Source organism: Octadecabacter algicola (assembly GCF_021532625.1).
Taxonomy (GTDB): Bacteria; Pseudomonadota; Alphaproteobacteria; order Rhodobacterales; family Rhodobacteraceae; genus Octadecabacter; species Octadecabacter algicola.
Map to the genome: position 1 here is coordinate 87,052 of NZ_JAKGAR010000002.1, position 15,302 is coordinate 102,353.

Genomic DNA, 15,302 nt, shown 5'->3' on the forward strand with positions numbered 1-15,302 from the left:
CCGCATAACTGTTAGCGGTAACCGCGAACGAGAAGCCAAGCCGAACCCGAGGAATACCACCATGAAACGCGACCGCAACGTCAAGATTGTAGCCACACTTGGCCCAGCCTCCGATGATTATGAAATGATCCGTGCCCTGCACGAAGCTGGCGCGGATACGTTCCGTTTGAACATGAGCCACGGCGATCACGCCGAGATTAAGGTGCGCCATGCAATCATCCGTCAGGTGGAAAAAGACCTAAACAGCCCGATCTGCATCCTGGCTGACCTTCAGGGGCCAAAGCTGCGCGTTGGTGTGTTTGCGAACAAAGACGGTGAAGAGCTTGAAGTGGGTGCATCTTTCCGCCTTGATCTGGACGACGCAGAAGGCACCAAAGATCGCGTACAACTTCCTCATAAGGAAATTTTTGACGCACTTGAGCCCGGTGCGCACCTTCTAGTGAATGACGGTAAGATCAAACTGCAAGTTAAAGACTGCGGCCGTGATTTTGCTGATTGTGAGGTTCTGGTCGGCGGGACAATCTCGAACCGTAAGGGCGTAAACGTTCCTGATGTGGTTCTGCCACTGGCTGCTTTGTCCGACAAAGACCGCAAAGACCTCGAATTCGTATGTGAGCTGGGTGTAGATTGGTTGGCACTGTCGTTCGTTCAGCGCCCTGCAGACGTCGAAGAAGCCCGCAAGCTGGCTAAAGGCCGCGCGGCGCTGTTGTCCAAAATCGAAAAACCTGCTGCGGTCAAAGCGTTTGATAGCATTCTGGAAGTCTCTGACGGCATCATGGTTGCACGTGGAGACCTTGGTGTTGAGCTGCCAGTGCAAAACGTACCGCCGATCCAGAAGCGCCTGATCCGCAAGTGCCGTGAGGCTGCTAAGCCGGTGATCGTCGCGACGCAGATGCTTGAATCGATGATTGAATCACCGATGCCGACCCGTGCTGAAGTCTCAGACGTTGCGACTGCGATCTACGAAGGCACTGACGCGATTATGTTGTCTGCTGAATCCGCTGCTGGCGATTTCCCGATCGAAGCCGTGACCACAATGAACAACGTGGCCGTCGAAGTTGAGGCGGACCCGACTTATACCGACATTATCGAAGCCAGCCGCAAAACGTCTGGCCGTACGGTTGCTGACGGTATCGTGGCCGCAGCTCGTGAAATTGCTGAGACCGCGGACATTAAAGCGATCTGCTGTTACTCACAGTCCGGCACGACTGCGTTGCTAACCGCACGCGAACGTCCTCGTGTACCTATCATCGTATTGAGCAGCGACATCCATACGGTGCGCCGCCTCGCTCTGAGCTGGGGCACAAACTGTGTTGAAGTCGTCACCGAAGTTGATCGCTTTAAGACCGCCGTGATCGAGGCCGTTCGTGCTGCTATTTCGTCAGGCATCGCCAGCGAACCGGATATGGTTGTGGTAACCGCGGGTGTTCCATTCAACACGCCTGGCAGCACGAATATTCTTCGCGTTGCTCCTTGTGACGAGAGATTGATTTATAGCGGCGATGCGGGCTAAACTACCTTAACGTAAAGTTGGGGTAGTGGTATGGATCCGGATCTGATGTTGGTAATCGGGTTGGTAATTGGCGGTTTTTCGATTCCGTCGATCATGGGGGCAATGGCTGACGGACGAGTGCCTCGTGCGGCAGCGATTGCGATCATGATTTCTGGTGGTTTGATCGTATTAGCAATTCGCGATCGACCAGGGGGCTACGAACTGGCCGACATTCCGGATGTTTTTGTTAGCGTTGTTGGAAAGTACCTCAACTAAACGTCGCGAATCCCCTTGCTATATTACTGAACGCGGGCTAAACGCCCATTTCCTACCGCGCGACCGGCCGATTTGGCATGCCGAGTTGTGTGAAAACCGACCCAAAGAGGAGACGGAAATGCCTAAGATGAAGACAAAGTCGAGCTGCAAAAAGCGGTTCAAAATGACGGCCTCCGGCAAAGTCAAAGCTGCCCAAGCTGGTAAACAGCACGGCATGATTAAACGCTCTAACAAGTTCCTGCGTAACGCACGCGGCACAACAACACTTTCAGCCCCTGATGCGAAGATCATCAAGGGCATGATGCCATACGCGCGATAAGGAGATTTAGATATGCGAGTTAAAGGTGGTACAGTCACTCATCGTCGTCACAAGAAGGTAACGGATCAAGCGAAAGGCTATTATGGCCGTCGTTCCACGACCTTCAAAGTTGCGCGTCAGGCCGTAGATAAGGCGAACCAGTACGCAACACGCGACCGTCACAACCGTAAGCGCAACTTCCGCGCTTTGTGGATCCAGCGTATCAACGCTGCGGTACGTTCTATCGACGAAACATTGACATATTCCCGTTTCATCAACGGCCTGAACTTGGCTGGTATCGAAGTGGACCGTAAGGTTCTCGCCGATCTGGCAGTTAACGAGCCTGATGCATTCGGTGCGATCGTTGAAAAAGCGAAAGCAGCAATGGCGTAAGCCAAACTGTTTGTTGAATTTAAAGGGCCGCCCAGTGATGGGCGGCCTTTTTCGTTTGTTTGGTTGGGCGTCTATTCAGGACACAGTCGGAGCTGTGGATCAAGCTGAATGGCCTGCTCTGCGGTCACGCGTTGAATGTCGGCCGACTGCGACCAGTCGTCGTTGAAACGCTGCAAAATGCCTGCGCGGTAATGGGCGCTCATAACCTCATTAGCTGCGCCATTCAGCGTGCTGGCATGAAATCCAAACCGACGGCTGGGCAATAGACAAGCATTGGGGAGGGTCATCAACATGGTGCAGGCGGAATTGCACTCCCCCAGTTCAACAACGTCACAAGTCTGAGCAAGGTCTGCGCGAAACCTTTGGTACTGCGCCAAGTTGCCACCAGTATCGTTGAACACCCGGCAAATCCGTCCGTCGGGTCCGGACCGTTCTACCATCGGTGGGGAGGTCGTTGGCCCGCATCCCATCAGCACAGCAAGGATGATTAGTATTTGTTTCATCGGCGGTTAGATCCTCGGCTTTTAGACACAATGCGAGTCTCGGTAGATCTTGCAACCCTGTCTGTTTGGCCGTGAAGCATTTGATTTCGGCAGTTAGAGTGACATTGGGCAACCCGCGTTGAAGTCGGCCAAGGCGGGAATCAAGCTTTAGAATAGAAAGTCATCGACAGTCAGGTCCGTCACGTCAACATTGCGCAGTACAATTCGATTGCTTTGCAGGTCGACGATCACTGTGTTGTTGCCGGTTTGTCTTATGTGGTTCGTCATTAGATCTGCAAAGTCATCAATGGCGGTCACGTCCGCTAATGATATTTTCTCTGCTGCATCGGCTACGTTGAAATCAAGAACGACGTCCGTTCCAAACCCGTCTTCGAATACGAAAACATCGCTTCCGGCGCCGCCGTACATGCGGTCATCGCCATCCATACCTCGTAGGGTGTCGTCGCCATTCATGCCAAACAGCACATCGTCGCCCCCATTCCCGTCCATTTGATCGTCACCATTAACGCCCCAAAGGACGTTGTCAGCATCATCGCCGCGAAGCACGTCATCGAAATTTGATCCGCGAAGGCGCTCGATGGAGGCATACGTATCACCAGCGGCGTCCCCTGTGTTTTGTGTTGCGTCGCCAAGGTCTGCGGTGACGCCTGTGCCAGCGGAGCCATATTGCACGCGATCTTCACCTGCGCCGCCGTCATATGTGTCAGCCCCAACGCCACCGATCATCTGATCGTTGCCGTTACCACCAGACAGAAAATCATCGCCATGTTGCCCGATGAGAACATCATTCCCATCACCGCCAAACAAAAGATCGCCTTCGCGGCCACCTATTAGTCTATCGTTCCCCTCAAGGCCTGACATCAAGTCGACCCCGGTAGATCCCACCAGAACATCAACCAAAGATGTGCCCGTTGTAGTTTCTTCGAAATCGTCAGCCGTCAGGTCAAGTTCGACCTGACCCAATGTGTATGCGAAATTCTGCGTCACGATGATCGATTGACCTGTGTAATCTTCCAGTTCGCCATTCTCGTTTTCGACTTGGTAGGTGTAATCAGCAACAGATATCCCGATGCCGACATATTCGAAGTCAGGATTCAGGATGTTGTCGCGATGGAGAGGGCTATTCATCAAGGCAATGTGCAAGTCCTCAACGTCGTCCATAAACCCTTCTTCGCCACGGGTTGTTTGAATGGCAATGTTTTCACCGGTGCCCCACGACCAATAGAAGTCAAAGCCTGCGGCTACCATGCGCTGTGTTGGGGTCGAGTCGCTCTCTCCTGTGTGTGAAAAAACGTTCGCGTCCAGCATCCAGTCTGAGTGAACCTCAGCGGAGTCGTTCAGATGCAGTTCCAATTCCAACGCGCCCAGCCCAAGGCTTGTGCGTTCCGCGTTGACGAGCTCCAACATATATCTTTCGAATTCATCAGCGTAGCTCATCGTGTCTTCCTGTCTTCTGTGGCGGTATTGGTTGTTTCTTCTTATGTTAATGGGACAAGAGTAAGGCGCTGACTGGGCAATGCCAATGAACTGCGCCTTGAGCCAGCGTCCTGTCGCTGATCTGTAAGCCGATCTCTGCCATACCCATAAAGTAAACAACGTGGGTGGGCGCGATATGCGCGAAACCTTGCAACCCCGCCGCCATTTCGCTACCTGAACCTCAAGCGATAAAGGGCACGCACATGGACGATCTCAAATCAAAATACCTCGACCTGATTGGCAAAGCTGGCGACGAAGCCACGCTTGAGGACCTGCGTGTACAGGCCGTCGGCAAAAAGGGCGAGATCAGCCTGCAAATGCGCTCTTTGGGTAAGATGACACCAGAGGAACGCCAAGTGGCAGGGCCGGCGCTCAATGCCCTTAAGGATGAGATCAATGCCGCGTTGACGGCAAAGAAAGCTGGTCTTGCCGATGCGGCGCTTGATGAGCGTCTTCGCACGGAATGGCTCGATGTGACTCTGCCTGCGCGAGATCGCCGTCAGGGCACGATTCACCCTGTGTCGCAGGTTTGGGAAGAATGCACCGCGATCTTTGCCGACATGGGGTTCGCGACTGCGGAAGGCCCACAGATCGATACCGATTGGTATAACTTTGATGCCTTGAATATCCCCGGCCACCACCCTGCGCGAGCCGAGATGGACACGTTCTATATGCATCGTGACGAAGGCGATAATCGCCCGCCGCACGTGCTGCGCACCCACACCAGCCCCGTGCAAATCCGAAGCATGGAAGCACAAGGCGCGCCGATCCGCATCATCTGTCCGGGTCGCGTTTATCGGGCGGATTACGACCAGACGCACACGCCGATGTTCCACCAGATCGAAGGTCTGGCCATCGACAAAGACATCTCAATGGCGAACTTGAAATGGACGCTTGAGGAGTTCTTTACCGCCTATTTCGGCACCGAGGTTAAGACCCGTTTCCGCGCCTCCCACTTCCCGTTCACGGAACCATCCGCGGAAGTTGATATTCAGTGCGACTTCTCAGGCGGTACCGTCAAAGTGGGCGAGGGGGACGATTGGCTCGAAGTTCTTGGTTCAGGCATGGTCCACCCCAAAGTCTTGCGGGCTGGCGGCATCGACCCTGACGAATACCAAGGCTTTGCCTTTGGCATGGGCATCGACCGCATCGCCATGCTGAAATACGGCATTCCTGATTTGCGGGCGTTCTTTGAGAGCGACCTGCGTTGGCTGAAGCATTACGGTTTCTCTGCACTTCAGGTGCCGACGGTACATGGTGGGTAGACTAGTTTAATCCAGCTAGGCTGGAGAGCGCCCAATTCTCCTGTTCGAGGATGGCGCCAAAAAAAACTGAAAGGGCACAACATGCCTGAATACGAAGATCTCCAAGAAACATACCCCGGCGCAGGGACGTTCAAGCTTGGCCATGATGCCGAAAGCTGCACGGCGCAGATTAATCTCGTGCGTCGTGGTGGCAAGCGGGCAGTTTGTGCGCCGTTGGCGGATTTTGAGGGCGCACCTGAGGCCATGCCCGTCGTGGGTCGTACCGATATTGTTGCCCATTGGAACAACACCCCCGCGTTGATCGTGAAGACCGTCAAAGTTCAGCAGGTCCGTTACTGCGATGTGAACACCAACATGGCGCATTCCGATCTGGGACGGGATGATTTCATTGGATGGCGCAAAGCCACCAAAGCAGCGATTAAGAAGGATCATAAATTTGATCCCGAGATGATGCTGGTGTTTGAATTCTTCCAATTGATCGAAGACCTCGACGGGCGGCAGATCGAGCCGCGTTCCTAAAGGCCCCTAGCCCCTGACACGCCCATAGGGTACACCGCCCGCAACACCTTTTTCGCAGGAACTACGACCATGAAATTCACGCTCTCTTGGCTTAAATCCCACCTCGACACGGATGCTTCCGTGGACGAGATCGCCGACACGCTGACCGACCTTGGTCTTGAGGTTGAGGGGATCGAAAATCCAGCCGCGAAGCTGAGCGATTTTGTGATCGGTAAAGTGACGTCGGCGGAAAAGCATCCCGATGCGGATAAGCTGCGCGTTTGCACCGTGGACGCAGGCGAAGGCCCGACGCAGATCATCTGTGGTGCGCCAAACGCCCGTGAAGGTATTACTGTCGTCGTTGCCAAACCGGGTACCTATATTCCTGGTCTGGATATCACCATTTCTGTCGGCAAAATCCGTGGGATTGAATCCTTTGGCATGATGGCGTCCGAGAAAGAATTGGAACTGTCGGACGAACACAACGGCATTATTGAATTGCCTGCCGGAGAAGTCGGCCAGTCCTTTGCCGATTATCTGGCTGAACATGACCCATCCAAAGTTGACTCTGTGATCGAGATCGCGATTACGCCGAACCGCCCTGATGCACTTGGCGTGCGCGGCGTTGCGCGTGATCTGGCCGCCCGTGGGCTTGGCACAATGAAGGCACGTGACGTTGAACCTGTTCCAGCGACATTCGCCAATCCGGTAAGCGTCAGCATCGATGAAGACACACTAGACCAAGCGCCAGTGTTCTTTGGTCGCCTGATCAAAGGTGTGAAAAATGGCCCTAGCCCTGCATGGTTGCAACAGCAGCTAAGGGCGATTGGCCTGCGTCCGATTTCGTTCCTCGTGGATGTGACCAATTGGTTCACGTATGACCTAAACCGCCCGCTGCACGTCTTTGATGCGGACAAGATCACGGGCAACATGTTGCGCCTGCACCGCGCTGCGGGTGGTGAGACGCTCGTTGGGTTAGATGAAAAAGAGTACACCTTCCCAGAAGGCGCGACGCTGATTTCAGATGCCGAAGGTCCTGAATCCATCGGTGGTGTTATGGGTGGTTTGCGCACCGGCTGTTCCGAGGACACGGTCAACGTCTTCGTTGAAGCGGCTTACTTTGATCCTATCCGCACCGCCTATACTGGTCGCGCGCTCAAGATTAACTCCGATGCGCGATATCGCTTTGAACGCGGTATCGACCCTGCTTTCACGCCAGAAGGTCTGGAACATGCAGTGCGCATGATTGTTGATATCGCTGGCGGTGAGGCGTCCGAGGTTGTGCAAGCCGGTGCGGTTCCTGACACAGCGCGGGCCTATAAGCTCGACACCGATCGGTGTTCGTCGCTGGTCGGGATGGATATTCCTGCTGAAACGCAACGCGAAACCCTGACGAAGTTGGGCTTCGTTATGGATGGCGATATGGCTCAGGTGCCCAGCTGGCGTCCTGACGTTCAAGGCGAAGCTGATCTGGTTGAAGAAGTTGCACGGATTGCGTCACTTACAAACCTTAAGCCCGTTCCAATGCCCCGGGTACGTGCAGGCGTTCCGGCGCCCATCCTGACGCCGATGCAAAAACGCATGCAGATGGCGCGGCGCACGACGGCTGCTTTGGGTTACAACGAATGTGTGACCTACAGCTTTATCGACAAAGCGGCGGCTGAACTTTTCGGCGGCGGCACGGATGCAACAATGTTGGCCAACCCGATCTCAAGCGAGATGTCCCACATGCGTCCGGCGCTATTGCCGGGTCTGTTGCAGGCAGCGGCCCGCAATCAAGCGCGTGGCCAGACCAATATGGCATTGTTCGAGGCCGGTGATGCATTCCATGGCGGTGAACCAACAGAACAGCACAGCCTTGTGACGGGTATCCTCGTCGGCAAGACGGGTCCAAAGGACGTGCATGGCGCGTCGCGTGATGTTGACCTTTATGACGCGAAAGCAGATGCCGAAGCGGTTCTCGCGGCGATGGGCGCCCCTTCCAAAGTTCAAATCCTTCGTGGGGCGGGCGATGCTTGGCATCCTGGTCGCCACGGGATGATCTGTCTTGGGCCCAAAAAGGTGCTTGGCGTCTTTGGTGAAATCCACCCGAAAATTCTGTCGGCGCTGGACGTTAAAGGCCCTGTTGTTGGCTTTGTTCTGTTCCCAAAGGAAATTCCGTTACCCAAGAAGGTTACGGTAAATCGCGGGGCTGCATCGCTTCCGGATTTGCAGTCTGTTGAACGTGACTTCGCCTTCGTGATGGACAGGACTGTTGATGCCCTTACGGCGGTAAATGCCGCCGCTGGTGCAGACAAGGCGCTCATCGCGGATGTTCGCGTTTTTGATGAATTCATTGGCGGATCACTGGGAGAGGACCAAAAGTCCCTTGCCATGACCGTGCGCCTTCAGCCGAGCGATGCGACGTTGAAAGACGCCGACATCGAAGCGGTAAGTGCCAAGATCATCGAGAAAGTAACGAAAGCGACAGGCGGAACCCTGCGCGGTTAACGCGGTGGGTTAGGCTGCGGCACAACGTCGTTGGGCGACACGCATACGGCGTTCGAAAGACCAGTCGTTGTCGCGGGTCAAAATTCGCGAGACGCGTTTCATGCACAGCTCAAGGCTTTCGCTTTGGCTCACGGCGCCCTGACCTACGGATGAAAGAACGGCAATAGAAAGCCCGACTGTGCCAGCCGTCAGGACAATCCAATCGACGGTTACGGCGCCGTCGGTGTCGCGGCGGAAGCGTTTGAAAAAGTTACTCATACAAATCTCCTTGCCCGAAATCCCTCGGGCGATGAGGAGGAATAACCTTACGTCATGGTGAAACTAGGGCAGGCACGTGTCGGCTTTGAGGGTTATTTATGCCGATTTTGTAAGCACATCAGCTAGAATATCGTAGACCAACCTGATGCGTGGGCTTGTGTGGACCTCGCGATGGGTCACCAGCCAAATCGGGAAATTGATCTTGAGTTCGGAGCTCAAGACCCGTTCCATCCCGTCGGTTGTATCGCCTAGTGTTTCGTCCATTGGGCAAATCCCCAATCCCGCACGAGCCATTTCCCAAACGACCAAACCACTTTCTGATCCGGTCTTGAAAGCATCCTCCGTCACGGGAATTCCGAGGGCCGTCATGTAGCCTACATTGCGGGCAACTTCGCCGAACGACACCCAGTCGTGGGATGCCAACTCGACGCGTGACGTGGGTCGGCCCCGTTTGTCGAGGTAGCTTGTTGCGCCGTAGAAACGCCCGCGCGCTTCGCGCACCAATCGTGCAACTAGGTCGGGTTGTTCGGGGCGGACATTGCGGATGGCGATATCGGCCTCGCGTCGCATGAGGTCGGAAATGTCGTTTGTGGCGACGACATCAATCGTCAGCGCCGGCGCGCGTTTCCGGATTTCGGAGATCACCTTGGGTAAATACATGGCAGCAGAGATATCGCTTGCTGTGATGCGGACTTGTCCGCTGATGTCGGATCGCTGTGCGCTGGCGGTAAGGGCAACACGTTCGGCGGCTTGTCCCATATCGCGAACGTGGGCCAACAGTTCGCGTCCGGCGTCCGTCAGTTGCAGCCCACGCCCAACTCTTTCAAACAACATCAATTGAAGGTCGTCTTCGAGGGCGGCGACTTGCCGGCTGAGTGTGGGCTGCGTCAGCCCCAGTTCGCGCGCGGCAGCCGACAAGGACGACGTCTCGGCCGTTGCCAAGAAGCTGCGTAGATGCGTCCAGTCGAGTCTGTTGGCGTCCATATCCATACGAAATTGTATAGATTAGTTGTGAATTTCGTCAATTCCTTGGGGGTCTATGCGTCTGTAGGGTGGTTTCAAAGGAGAATGCTATGAATGATGCCGCTACATTTTGGGATAAGATTGCCCCCAAATACGCCCAAGATCCAATCAAGGACATGGCAGCGTACGAATATACATTGGAACGCACGAAGTCATACCTCGGATATGACGATCGCATTCTTGAACTGGGGTGCGGCACCGGATCGACAGCCCTTCTGCTCGCGCCAAAGGTGAGGGAGATCGTTGGGGCGGATATTTCTCCGAAAATGATCGACATCGCTGACACCAAAGCGAAAGCGGGCAGTGTACACAATGCCACGTTTCGCGTGGCGTCGGCTAAGGATGCGGCAAGCCAGAAAGAACCATTTGACGCAGTGCTTGGGTTTAATTTGTTTCACCTTGTTGAGGGCATGGAAGACACTTTTGCGAGTGTCCATAAGATGCTGCCGCCGGGTGGGTATTTCATTAGCAAGACCCCATGTCTCGCGGATAGGTCCGTGGGGTTCAAACGCTTCTTGTTCAAGGCCATGGTCCGACCCATGCAATGGATTGGAAAAGCGCCTTATGTGCAGTTTCTAACGCACAGTGATCTTGAAGGCGCACTGCGGTTTGCGGGTTTTGAAATCGTCGAGTCCGGTAATTTCCCTGCAATCTCACGTTATGTCGTGGCACGGAAAGTCTGAGTGGGTAAACTGTCGCCAAACCAAGGAGGCAACATGCTAAAAGTTTATCTATCCGGCGAGATTCATACGGATTGGCGCGAACAAATCATTGAAGGGGCCAAGGGTTTGGACGTCGAGTTCAATAGCCCTGTCACCAACCACGAAGCATCTGACGACTGTGGCGTGAATATTCTAGGCACCGAGCCAAATAAGTATTGGCATGACCATAAAGGCGCGATGGTGAATGCAATTCGCACACGAAAAGGTATTTCTGATGCCGATGTGGTCGTTGTTCGTTTCGGCGAGAAATACCGCCAATGGAACGCGGCATTCGATGCAGGGTTTGCTGCGGCTCTGGGTAAGTCATTGATTGTTTTGCAACAACCTGACCATGATCATGCACTTAAGGAAGTTGACGCAGCCGCGCTTGCCATGGCGCGAGAGCCATCAGAAGTGGTCGAAATCTTGCGTTATGTGCTAACGGGAGAGCTCCCCGCCTAATAATGATGTGGCGTGAACGATGACCCGTTTTTGGTTTAGGGGGAACGATTTGCTGAATAAACCCTTTGTGTTGATCAAAAAACAAGCAATAAGCCGCCTACGAGAGCGCTAACGGTAAATCCGAGGCGCGGGAAAAAAAGTGGGACAAAATACAATGCTTAACGAATTCAAAGATTTCATCGCCAAAGGCAATGTCATGGACATGGCTGTTGGTATCATCATCGGTGCAGCGTTCACTGCGATCGTCGGTAGCCTGGTTGAAGACCTTATCAATCCGCTGATTGGTATCTTTATGGGCGGTGTTGATTTTGCTGGTCTGTCTGCCTCCGTTGGCGAAGCGACATTCACATACGGTAAGTTCATTATGGCGATCATCAACTTCTTGGTCATCGCATTCGTGGTCTTCATGCTGGTTCGCTCTGTGAACAAAATGAAGAAAGCTGAAGAAGAAGCACCTGCCGAGCCAGCTGGCCCGACACAGGAAGAGCTTCTTGCAGACATCCTGACTGCGCTGAAAAAGTAAGTTCTATTTGGTTAACGAGTTCTCGAGGCCCGCCATTAAGTTGGCGGGCCTTTTTTGTTGTAGAAAGAGATGGCAAACTTTTCCGCTCTATCGTCTAGTGCTGCAATAGAACACGCAGAATTTGACAACATGCAGGAGATAAGTGCGCCCATGGAGCTTGATGAAACAGATCGTCGCCTTTTGACGGCTCTGCAAAAAGAGGGTCGTTTGTCCAACGCCGAGCTATCCGAAAAGGTGAACCTTTCGCCCTCAGCCTGTCATCGACGGGTCCAGAGATTAGAGAAAGAAGGCTTCATTTCCGATTACGTCGCTCTGGTGAACCCGCGCAAAGTGGATCGTAAGACGACCGTTTTCGTTGAAATCACGTTGCGTGCGCAGGCAGATGATGTGCTGGACGCGTTTGAAAAATCTGTTGCGCGGATACCGGATGTATTGGAATGCCATTTGATGGCAGGGCAGGCGGACTATCTGCTAAAAGTTGTTGCCGAGGACGCAGAAGATTTCGCCCGCATACACCGTCGGTATCTGGCGAGCCTTCCGGGCGTGCAGGGGATGCAATCGTCTTTTGCGCTCAGGACGGTTCGGCAGACGACGGCGCTTCCGGTTTAGTGCGCGTTGAACCAGCGGCCTTCGATCATCGGCTGCTGTTCTCTGTTCATGAGGATGTGCACCAGATTTGAAACCGCGAAATTGCTTTCTGCGTCATGCAGGCTCAAGAGCTGTTCAATACGTTCTTTGTGGCCGAATAGGATGTCGTGGAAGAAGTCATCAGTCCTTAACGTCTCAGACATGAGGCGGGACTGATATTTGCTATGAAGCAGGGCGTATAGAAAATAGCGGCGTTCTTCATCAGCTTTGAGAACCTCGAATTCGTCAACTGAGATGGAGAACTCGAAGTGCTTATCGAAGTGCCCGTTGGCAACGGGCATATGGTAGATTAATGTATCTGCTTGGATTTTGACAACGGGTTCCCAAGACTTTTCCCTGAAAACGTGTGTTACTCCAGCATCAGTCGACATTTTCAGATCCTTTAATGCCGTATTCACCTAGCCAATCAGCAACGCAAGCATTGCCAAAGCAGACGGCACCGACTGAACGAACAGGATGCGTTTGCTAACGGTCAGCGCCCCAAAAATGCCCGCGATAAAAACGCAGCACAAAAAGAACAGGGCGACGGATTGGGAATAGAACGGGTTGCCCAAGAATAGGGACCAGATCAACCCAGCGCCCAAGAACCCGTTATAAAGCCCCTGATTGGCAGCCATTGCCGTGGTCTTGGGGAACAGGTCCGCAGATAGGCTGGAGAAGACTTTGGGGCCACGGCTTTCCCATGCAAACATCTCGAACCACATGATGAAGAAATGCAAAGCTGCGATGAGGACGATAAGGATGATTGCGATGAGGTTCATTTTTGGCTCCGGTCTAGGGTTTCGTTTCCCTATCACCGTGCGCGGCGTCTTCATAATGAAAAACCCCCGAACCTTACGGCACAGGGGTTTTCCTAATTCTTAAACATATCGAAAGGGGTGCTTAGAGCATTCCCTCGCGCTGTGCTTTCTTCCGAGCCAGCTTGCGCTGACGGCGAATGGCCTCGGCCTTCTCGCGCGCCTTTTTCTCGGAGGGCTTTTCGAAATGTTGCTTGAGCTTCATTTCACGAAAAACGCCCTCACGCTGGAGCTTTTTCTTCAGAGCGCGGAGCGCCTGATCGACGTTGTTGTCACGAACACTAACCTGCATGTGGTTTTCACCACCTCTCTAAGTTTGATTTGCAATAAGTTGCAGGAAGCCGCCATATAGCAAGTGCCCCGCTATTTGTCTAGTATTGGGCAAACGCCTGAAAACGGAGCCTGAAATGACCACAGCCCTGACATTGCTAGAAGCGATTCTCCCTCATGTGGCCTTTGATGGCTGGTCTGATGAGGCATTTTTTGCCGCCGCCGAAGATTGCGATCTGACAAAGGACGATGCACGCGCGATCTGTCCTCGCGGTGCGGTGGACCTTGCGGTCTTGTTTCACACCGAGGGGGACGTGGCGATGGTTGCTGCCTTGGCTGCGGCCGACCTGAGCGATATGCGGTTCCGTGATAAAGTCGCCCATGCGGTGCGGCTTCGCCTTGATGCGGTAACCGACAAAGAAGCCGTGCGGCGTGGATCAGTACTGTTTGCTTTGCCTCATATGGCACCTATCGGGTCTAAGTTGATCTGGGGGACGGCGGATGCGATCTGGACCGCATTGGGTGATAGGTCAGATGACGTAAATTGGTACACCAAACGCGCGACGTTGTCGGCCGTCTATGGATCAGTCGTTTTGTACTGGTTGGGCGACGATAGCCCTGATCACAGCGCGACGGATGAATTTATTGACCGACGGATAGAGAATGTGATGCAGTTCGAAACCTTCAAGGCGGCCTTGAACAAGAACCCGCTGACCAAGCCATTCGCGTCTGCCTTGGGGCAGTTCACATCACGGATCAAGGCGCCCACAGCGCCGCCGAGCGATCTGCCCGGCTCATGGGATTTACCGTCATGAAGGCCGTCGAGATTGCCCAAGCGGGTGGGCCCGAAGTTTTAACGCTAACCGACCGTCCATTGCCTGAACCACGTCACGGCGAGGTGCGCATCAAAGTGGCCTACGCTGGTGTGAACCGACCTGACGCCTTGCAACGGGCGGGGATGTATAACCCACCCAAAGGTGCAAGCGATTTGCCTGGCCTTGAGGCCGCGGGCGAAATCAGCGCCATTGGGGATGGCGTGACGGGATTTGCCATTGGAGACGCTGTTTGCGCACTGCTGCCCGGAGGTGGCTACGCCGAAGAAGTCTGTACCCCAGCGGCCCATTGTCTTCCGGTGCCTGATGGCTTGTCGCTAAAACAAGCGGCCTGCCTGCCGGAGACGTTTTTCACTGTATGGTCCAATGTCTTCATGCGCGGAGGGCTGAAAGCTGGCGAGCGGTTCTTGGTTCATGGCGGGTCGTCCGGCATCGGCACGACTGCAATCCAACTGGCAAACGCTTTTGGCGCACGGGTTTTCACGACTGCCGGATCAGACGAGAAATGCGCGGCGTGCCTCGACCTTGGGGCCGAAGTTGCGATGAACTACCGTGAGGTTGATTTCGTCGAGGTGATGAAGGCTGAGGGCGGCGCGGACCTGATCCTCGACATGGTTGGCGGCGACTACCTGCCGCGCAATGTACGCGCCTTGGCAGATGACGGACGGCTTGTTCAGATCGCGTTTCTGCAAGGGCCAAAGATTGAATTGAATTTCGCCCACCTCATGATGCGACGCCTTACGATCACGGGCAGCACATTGCGGCCGCAGTCTGATTTGGCAAAAGCTGAAATTGCAGCCCAACTGCGCGAACAGGTCTGGCCGATGCTAGCGTCAGGCAAAGTTGCACCCGTTATGGATCAGGAATTTGAATTGGCAGATGCAAGCGCGGCCCACACGCGAATGGAAAGCAGTCAGCACATTGGGAAGATCGTGTTGAAAGTCAGCTGAGCCATTGCAGCGAACGGCGGCTTTGAGCCCAAAGTGACGGAATGCTACAGCGCAGCGAATGTCGGTAATGCTCTTGACAGACCTATTCCAATGAGGTCCGGCACTTGGGGTTTGGTACGGACCGCCCCTTGGTTCTGCGTATGGTA

Annotated in this window: 20 protein-coding genes; 13 read left to right on the forward strand and 7 right to left on the reverse strand. The window is 54.2% G+C overall.

Annotation, left to right across the window (positions count from 1 at the left end; translation table 11 throughout):
* The first annotated feature begins 61 nt into the window (after nt 1–61).
* The 4 genes from pyk to rplT all read left to right on the forward strand — a co-directional run bounded on the left by pyk (nt 62) and on the right by rplT (nt 2,459).
* Nucleotides 62–1,513 (forward strand): pyruvate kinase, encoded by a 1,452-nt coding sequence (gene pyk, locus L0666_RS07200; protein ID WP_235259746.1) that lies wholly within the window; start codon nt 62–64, stop codon nt 1,511–1,513.
* 30 nt (nt 1,514–1,543) lie between these two features.
* Nucleotides 1,544–1,768, forward strand: coding sequence for a hypothetical protein (locus L0666_RS07205; RefSeq protein WP_235259747.1), 225 nt, complete (start codon nt 1,544–1,546; stop codon nt 1,766–1,768).
* Nucleotides 1,769–1,886: 118 nt separating this feature from the next.
* Nucleotides 1,887–2,087 carry a 50S ribosomal protein L35 gene (gene rpmI, locus L0666_RS07210; RefSeq protein WP_049835590.1) on the forward strand — a complete coding sequence of 67 codons (201 nt, stop codon included), beginning with the start codon at nt 1,887–1,889 and terminating at the stop codon, nt 2,085–2,087.
* Between the two features lie 12 nt (nt 2,088–2,099).
* On the forward strand, nt 2,100–2,459 hold the full coding sequence (gene rplT / locus L0666_RS07215) for a 50S ribosomal protein L20 (RefSeq protein WP_216037791.1): 360 nt from the start codon (nt 2,100–2,102) through the stop codon (nt 2,457–2,459).
* A 71-nt stretch (nt 2,460–2,530) separates the two neighbouring features.
* Here rplT and L0666_RS07220 read toward each other — a convergent pair whose 3' ends face one another.
* Nucleotides 2,531–2,962 carry a hypothetical protein gene (locus tag L0666_RS07220; protein ID WP_235259748.1) on the reverse strand — a complete coding sequence of 144 codons (432 nt, stop codon included), beginning with the start codon at nt 2,960–2,962 and terminating at the stop codon, nt 2,531–2,533.
* 147 nt (nt 2,963–3,109) lie between these two features.
* Complete coding sequence (locus L0666_RS07225; RefSeq protein WP_235259752.1) at nt 3,110–4,399, reverse strand: CAP domain-containing protein; 1,290 nt, start codon at nt 4,397–4,399, stop codon at nt 3,110–3,112.
* A gap of 242 nt (nt 4,400–4,641) precedes the next feature.
* Here L0666_RS07225 and pheS point away from each other — a divergent pair, with 242 nt between their 5' ends.
* The 3 genes from pheS to pheT all read left to right on the forward strand — a co-directional run bounded on the left by pheS (nt 4,642) and on the right by pheT (nt 8,691).
* Nucleotides 4,642–5,703, forward strand: coding sequence for a phenylalanine--tRNA ligase subunit alpha (gene pheS, locus L0666_RS07230; protein WP_235259753.1), 1,062 nt, complete (start codon nt 4,642–4,644; stop codon nt 5,701–5,703).
* Nucleotides 5,704–5,784: 81 nt separating this feature from the next.
* Nucleotides 5,785–6,222 carry an ASCH domain-containing protein gene (locus L0666_RS07235; protein WP_235259761.1) on the forward strand — a complete coding sequence of 146 codons (438 nt, stop codon included), beginning with the start codon at nt 5,785–5,787 and terminating at the stop codon, nt 6,220–6,222.
* Nucleotides 6,223–6,291: 69 nt separating this feature from the next.
* Nucleotides 6,292–8,691 (forward strand): phenylalanine--tRNA ligase subunit beta, encoded by a 2,400-nt coding sequence (pheT, locus tag L0666_RS07240; protein WP_235259763.1) that lies wholly within the window; start codon nt 6,292–6,294, stop codon nt 8,689–8,691.
* A 9-nt stretch (nt 8,692–8,700) separates the two neighbouring features.
* On the opposite strand, the gene L0666_RS07245 is transcribed toward pheT, so the two are convergent.
* Nucleotides 8,701–8,949 (reverse strand): Flp family type IVb pilin, encoded by a 249-nt coding sequence (locus L0666_RS07245; RefSeq protein WP_235259765.1) that lies wholly within the window; start codon nt 8,947–8,949, stop codon nt 8,701–8,703.
* Nucleotides 8,950–9,045: 96 nt separating this feature from the next.
* Nucleotides 9,046–9,939: a LysR family transcriptional regulator gene (locus tag L0666_RS07250; RefSeq protein WP_235259766.1), complete on the reverse strand. Its 894-nt coding sequence runs from the start codon at nt 9,937–9,939 to the stop codon at nt 9,046–9,048.
* A gap of 83 nt (nt 9,940–10,022) precedes the next feature.
* Here L0666_RS07250 and L0666_RS07255 point away from each other — a divergent pair, with 83 nt between their 5' ends.
* The 4 genes from L0666_RS07255 to L0666_RS07270 all read left to right on the forward strand — a co-directional run bounded on the left by L0666_RS07255 (nt 10,023) and on the right by L0666_RS07270 (nt 12,267).
* On the forward strand, nt 10,023–10,655 hold the full coding sequence (locus L0666_RS07255) for a class I SAM-dependent methyltransferase (RefSeq protein ID WP_235259768.1): 633 nt from the start codon (nt 10,023–10,025) through the stop codon (nt 10,653–10,655).
* A gap of 33 nt (nt 10,656–10,688) precedes the next feature.
* Complete coding sequence (locus tag L0666_RS07260) at nt 10,689–11,135, forward strand: YtoQ family protein (RefSeq protein ID WP_235259770.1); 447 nt, start codon at nt 10,689–10,691, stop codon at nt 11,133–11,135.
* A gap of 154 nt (nt 11,136–11,289) precedes the next feature.
* Nucleotides 11,290–11,658: a large conductance mechanosensitive channel protein MscL gene (gene mscL, locus L0666_RS07265; protein ID WP_216037800.1), complete on the forward strand. Its 369-nt coding sequence runs from the start codon at nt 11,290–11,292 to the stop codon at nt 11,656–11,658.
* Between the two features lie 150 nt (nt 11,659–11,808).
* Nucleotides 11,809–12,267 carry an Lrp/AsnC family transcriptional regulator gene (locus L0666_RS07270; RefSeq protein ID WP_235261374.1) on the forward strand — a complete coding sequence of 153 codons (459 nt, stop codon included), beginning with the start codon at nt 11,809–11,811 and terminating at the stop codon, nt 12,265–12,267.
* On the opposite strand, the gene L0666_RS07275 is transcribed toward L0666_RS07270, so the two are convergent.
* The 3 genes from L0666_RS07275 to rpsU all read right to left on the reverse strand — a co-directional run bounded on the left by L0666_RS07275 (nt 12,264) and on the right by rpsU (nt 13,395).
* Entirely contained in the window at nt 12,264–12,677 is a 414-nt protein-coding gene (locus tag L0666_RS07275) for a hypothetical protein (RefSeq protein ID WP_235259772.1), read from the reverse strand. The genes L0666_RS07270 and L0666_RS07275 overlap by 4 nt on opposite strands.
* Before the next feature lie 27 nt (nt 12,678–12,704).
* Nucleotides 12,705–13,067 (reverse strand): DUF1304 domain-containing protein, encoded by a 363-nt coding sequence (locus L0666_RS07280; protein WP_235259774.1) that lies wholly within the window; start codon nt 13,065–13,067, stop codon nt 12,705–12,707.
* Between the two features lie 121 nt (nt 13,068–13,188).
* Nucleotides 13,189–13,395, reverse strand: coding sequence for a 30S ribosomal protein S21 (rpsU, locus tag L0666_RS07285; RefSeq protein WP_009159816.1), 207 nt, complete (start codon nt 13,393–13,395; stop codon nt 13,189–13,191).
* 115 nt (nt 13,396–13,510) lie between these two features.
* On the opposite strand from rpsU, the gene L0666_RS07290 reads away from it, so the two are divergent.
* On the forward strand, nt 13,511–14,188 hold the full coding sequence (locus tag L0666_RS07290; protein WP_235259779.1) for a COQ9 family protein: 678 nt from the start codon (nt 13,511–13,513) through the stop codon (nt 14,186–14,188).
* On the forward strand, nt 14,185–15,156 hold the full coding sequence (locus L0666_RS07295; RefSeq protein WP_235261376.1) for an NAD(P)H-quinone oxidoreductase: 972 nt from the start codon (nt 14,185–14,187) through the stop codon (nt 15,154–15,156). The genes L0666_RS07290 and L0666_RS07295 overlap by 4 nt, the downstream gene beginning before the upstream one ends.
* Nucleotides 15,157–15,302: the final 146 nt, after the last annotated feature.

Bases quoted from the DNA above. Each gene is read 5' to 3' on its own strand.
- L0666_RS07275 (WP_235259772.1), bottom strand. From the start codon at position 12,677: ATGTCGACTGATGCTGGAGTAACACACGTTTTCAGGGAAAAGTCTTGG.
- L0666_RS07235 (WP_235259761.1), top strand. From the start codon at position 5,785: ATGCCTGAATACGAAGATCTCCAAGAAACATACCCCGGCGCAGGGACG.
- pyk (WP_235259746.1), top strand. From the start codon at position 62: ATGAAACGCGACCGCAACGTCAAGATTGTAGCCACACTTGGCCCAGCC.
- L0666_RS07270 (WP_235261374.1), top strand. From the start codon at position 11,809: ATGGAGCTTGATGAAACAGATCGTCGCCTTTTGACGGCTCTGCAAAAA.
- rpsU (WP_009159816.1), bottom strand. From the start codon at position 13,395: ATGCAGGTTAGTGTTCGTGACAACAACGTCGATCAGGCGCTCCGCGCT.
- pheS (WP_235259753.1), top strand. From the start codon at position 4,642: ATGGACGATCTCAAATCAAAATACCTCGACCTGATTGGCAAAGCTGGC.
- L0666_RS07245 (WP_235259765.1), bottom strand. From the start codon at position 8,949: ATGAGTAACTTTTTCAAACGCTTCCGCCGCGACACCGACGGCGCCGTA.
- L0666_RS07295 (WP_235261376.1), top strand. From the start codon at position 14,185: ATGAAGGCCGTCGAGATTGCCCAAGCGGGTGGGCCCGAAGTTTTAACG.
- L0666_RS07205 (WP_235259747.1), top strand. From the start codon at position 1,544: ATGGATCCGGATCTGATGTTGGTAATCGGGTTGGTAATTGGCGGTTTT.
- rplT (WP_216037791.1), top strand. From the start codon at position 2,100: ATGCGAGTTAAAGGTGGTACAGTCACTCATCGTCGTCACAAGAAGGTA.
- L0666_RS07290 (WP_235259779.1), top strand. From the start codon at position 13,511: ATGACCACAGCCCTGACATTGCTAGAAGCGATTCTCCCTCATGTGGCC.
- L0666_RS07255 (WP_235259768.1), top strand. From the start codon at position 10,023: ATGAATGATGCCGCTACATTTTGGGATAAGATTGCCCCCAAATACGCC.
- rpmI (WP_049835590.1), top strand. From the start codon at position 1,887: ATGCCTAAGATGAAGACAAAGTCGAGCTGCAAAAAGCGGTTCAAAATG.
- L0666_RS07280 (WP_235259774.1), bottom strand. From the start codon at position 13,067: ATGAACCTCATCGCAATCATCCTTATCGTCCTCATCGCAGCTTTGCAT.
- L0666_RS07260 (WP_235259770.1), top strand. From the start codon at position 10,689: ATGCTAAAAGTTTATCTATCCGGCGAGATTCATACGGATTGGCGCGAA.
- mscL (WP_216037800.1), top strand. From the start codon at position 11,290: ATGCTTAACGAATTCAAAGATTTCATCGCCAAAGGCAATGTCATGGAC.
- L0666_RS07250 (WP_235259766.1), bottom strand. From the start codon at position 9,939: ATGGATATGGACGCCAACAGACTCGACTGGACGCATCTACGCAGCTTC.
- L0666_RS07220 (WP_235259748.1), bottom strand. From the start codon at position 2,962: ATGAAACAAATACTAATCATCCTTGCTGTGCTGATGGGATGCGGGCCA.
- pheT (WP_235259763.1), top strand. From the start codon at position 6,292: ATGAAATTCACGCTCTCTTGGCTTAAATCCCACCTCGACACGGATGCT.
- L0666_RS07225 (WP_235259752.1), bottom strand. From the start codon at position 4,399: ATGAGCTACGCTGATGAATTCGAAAGATATATGTTGGAGCTCGTCAAC.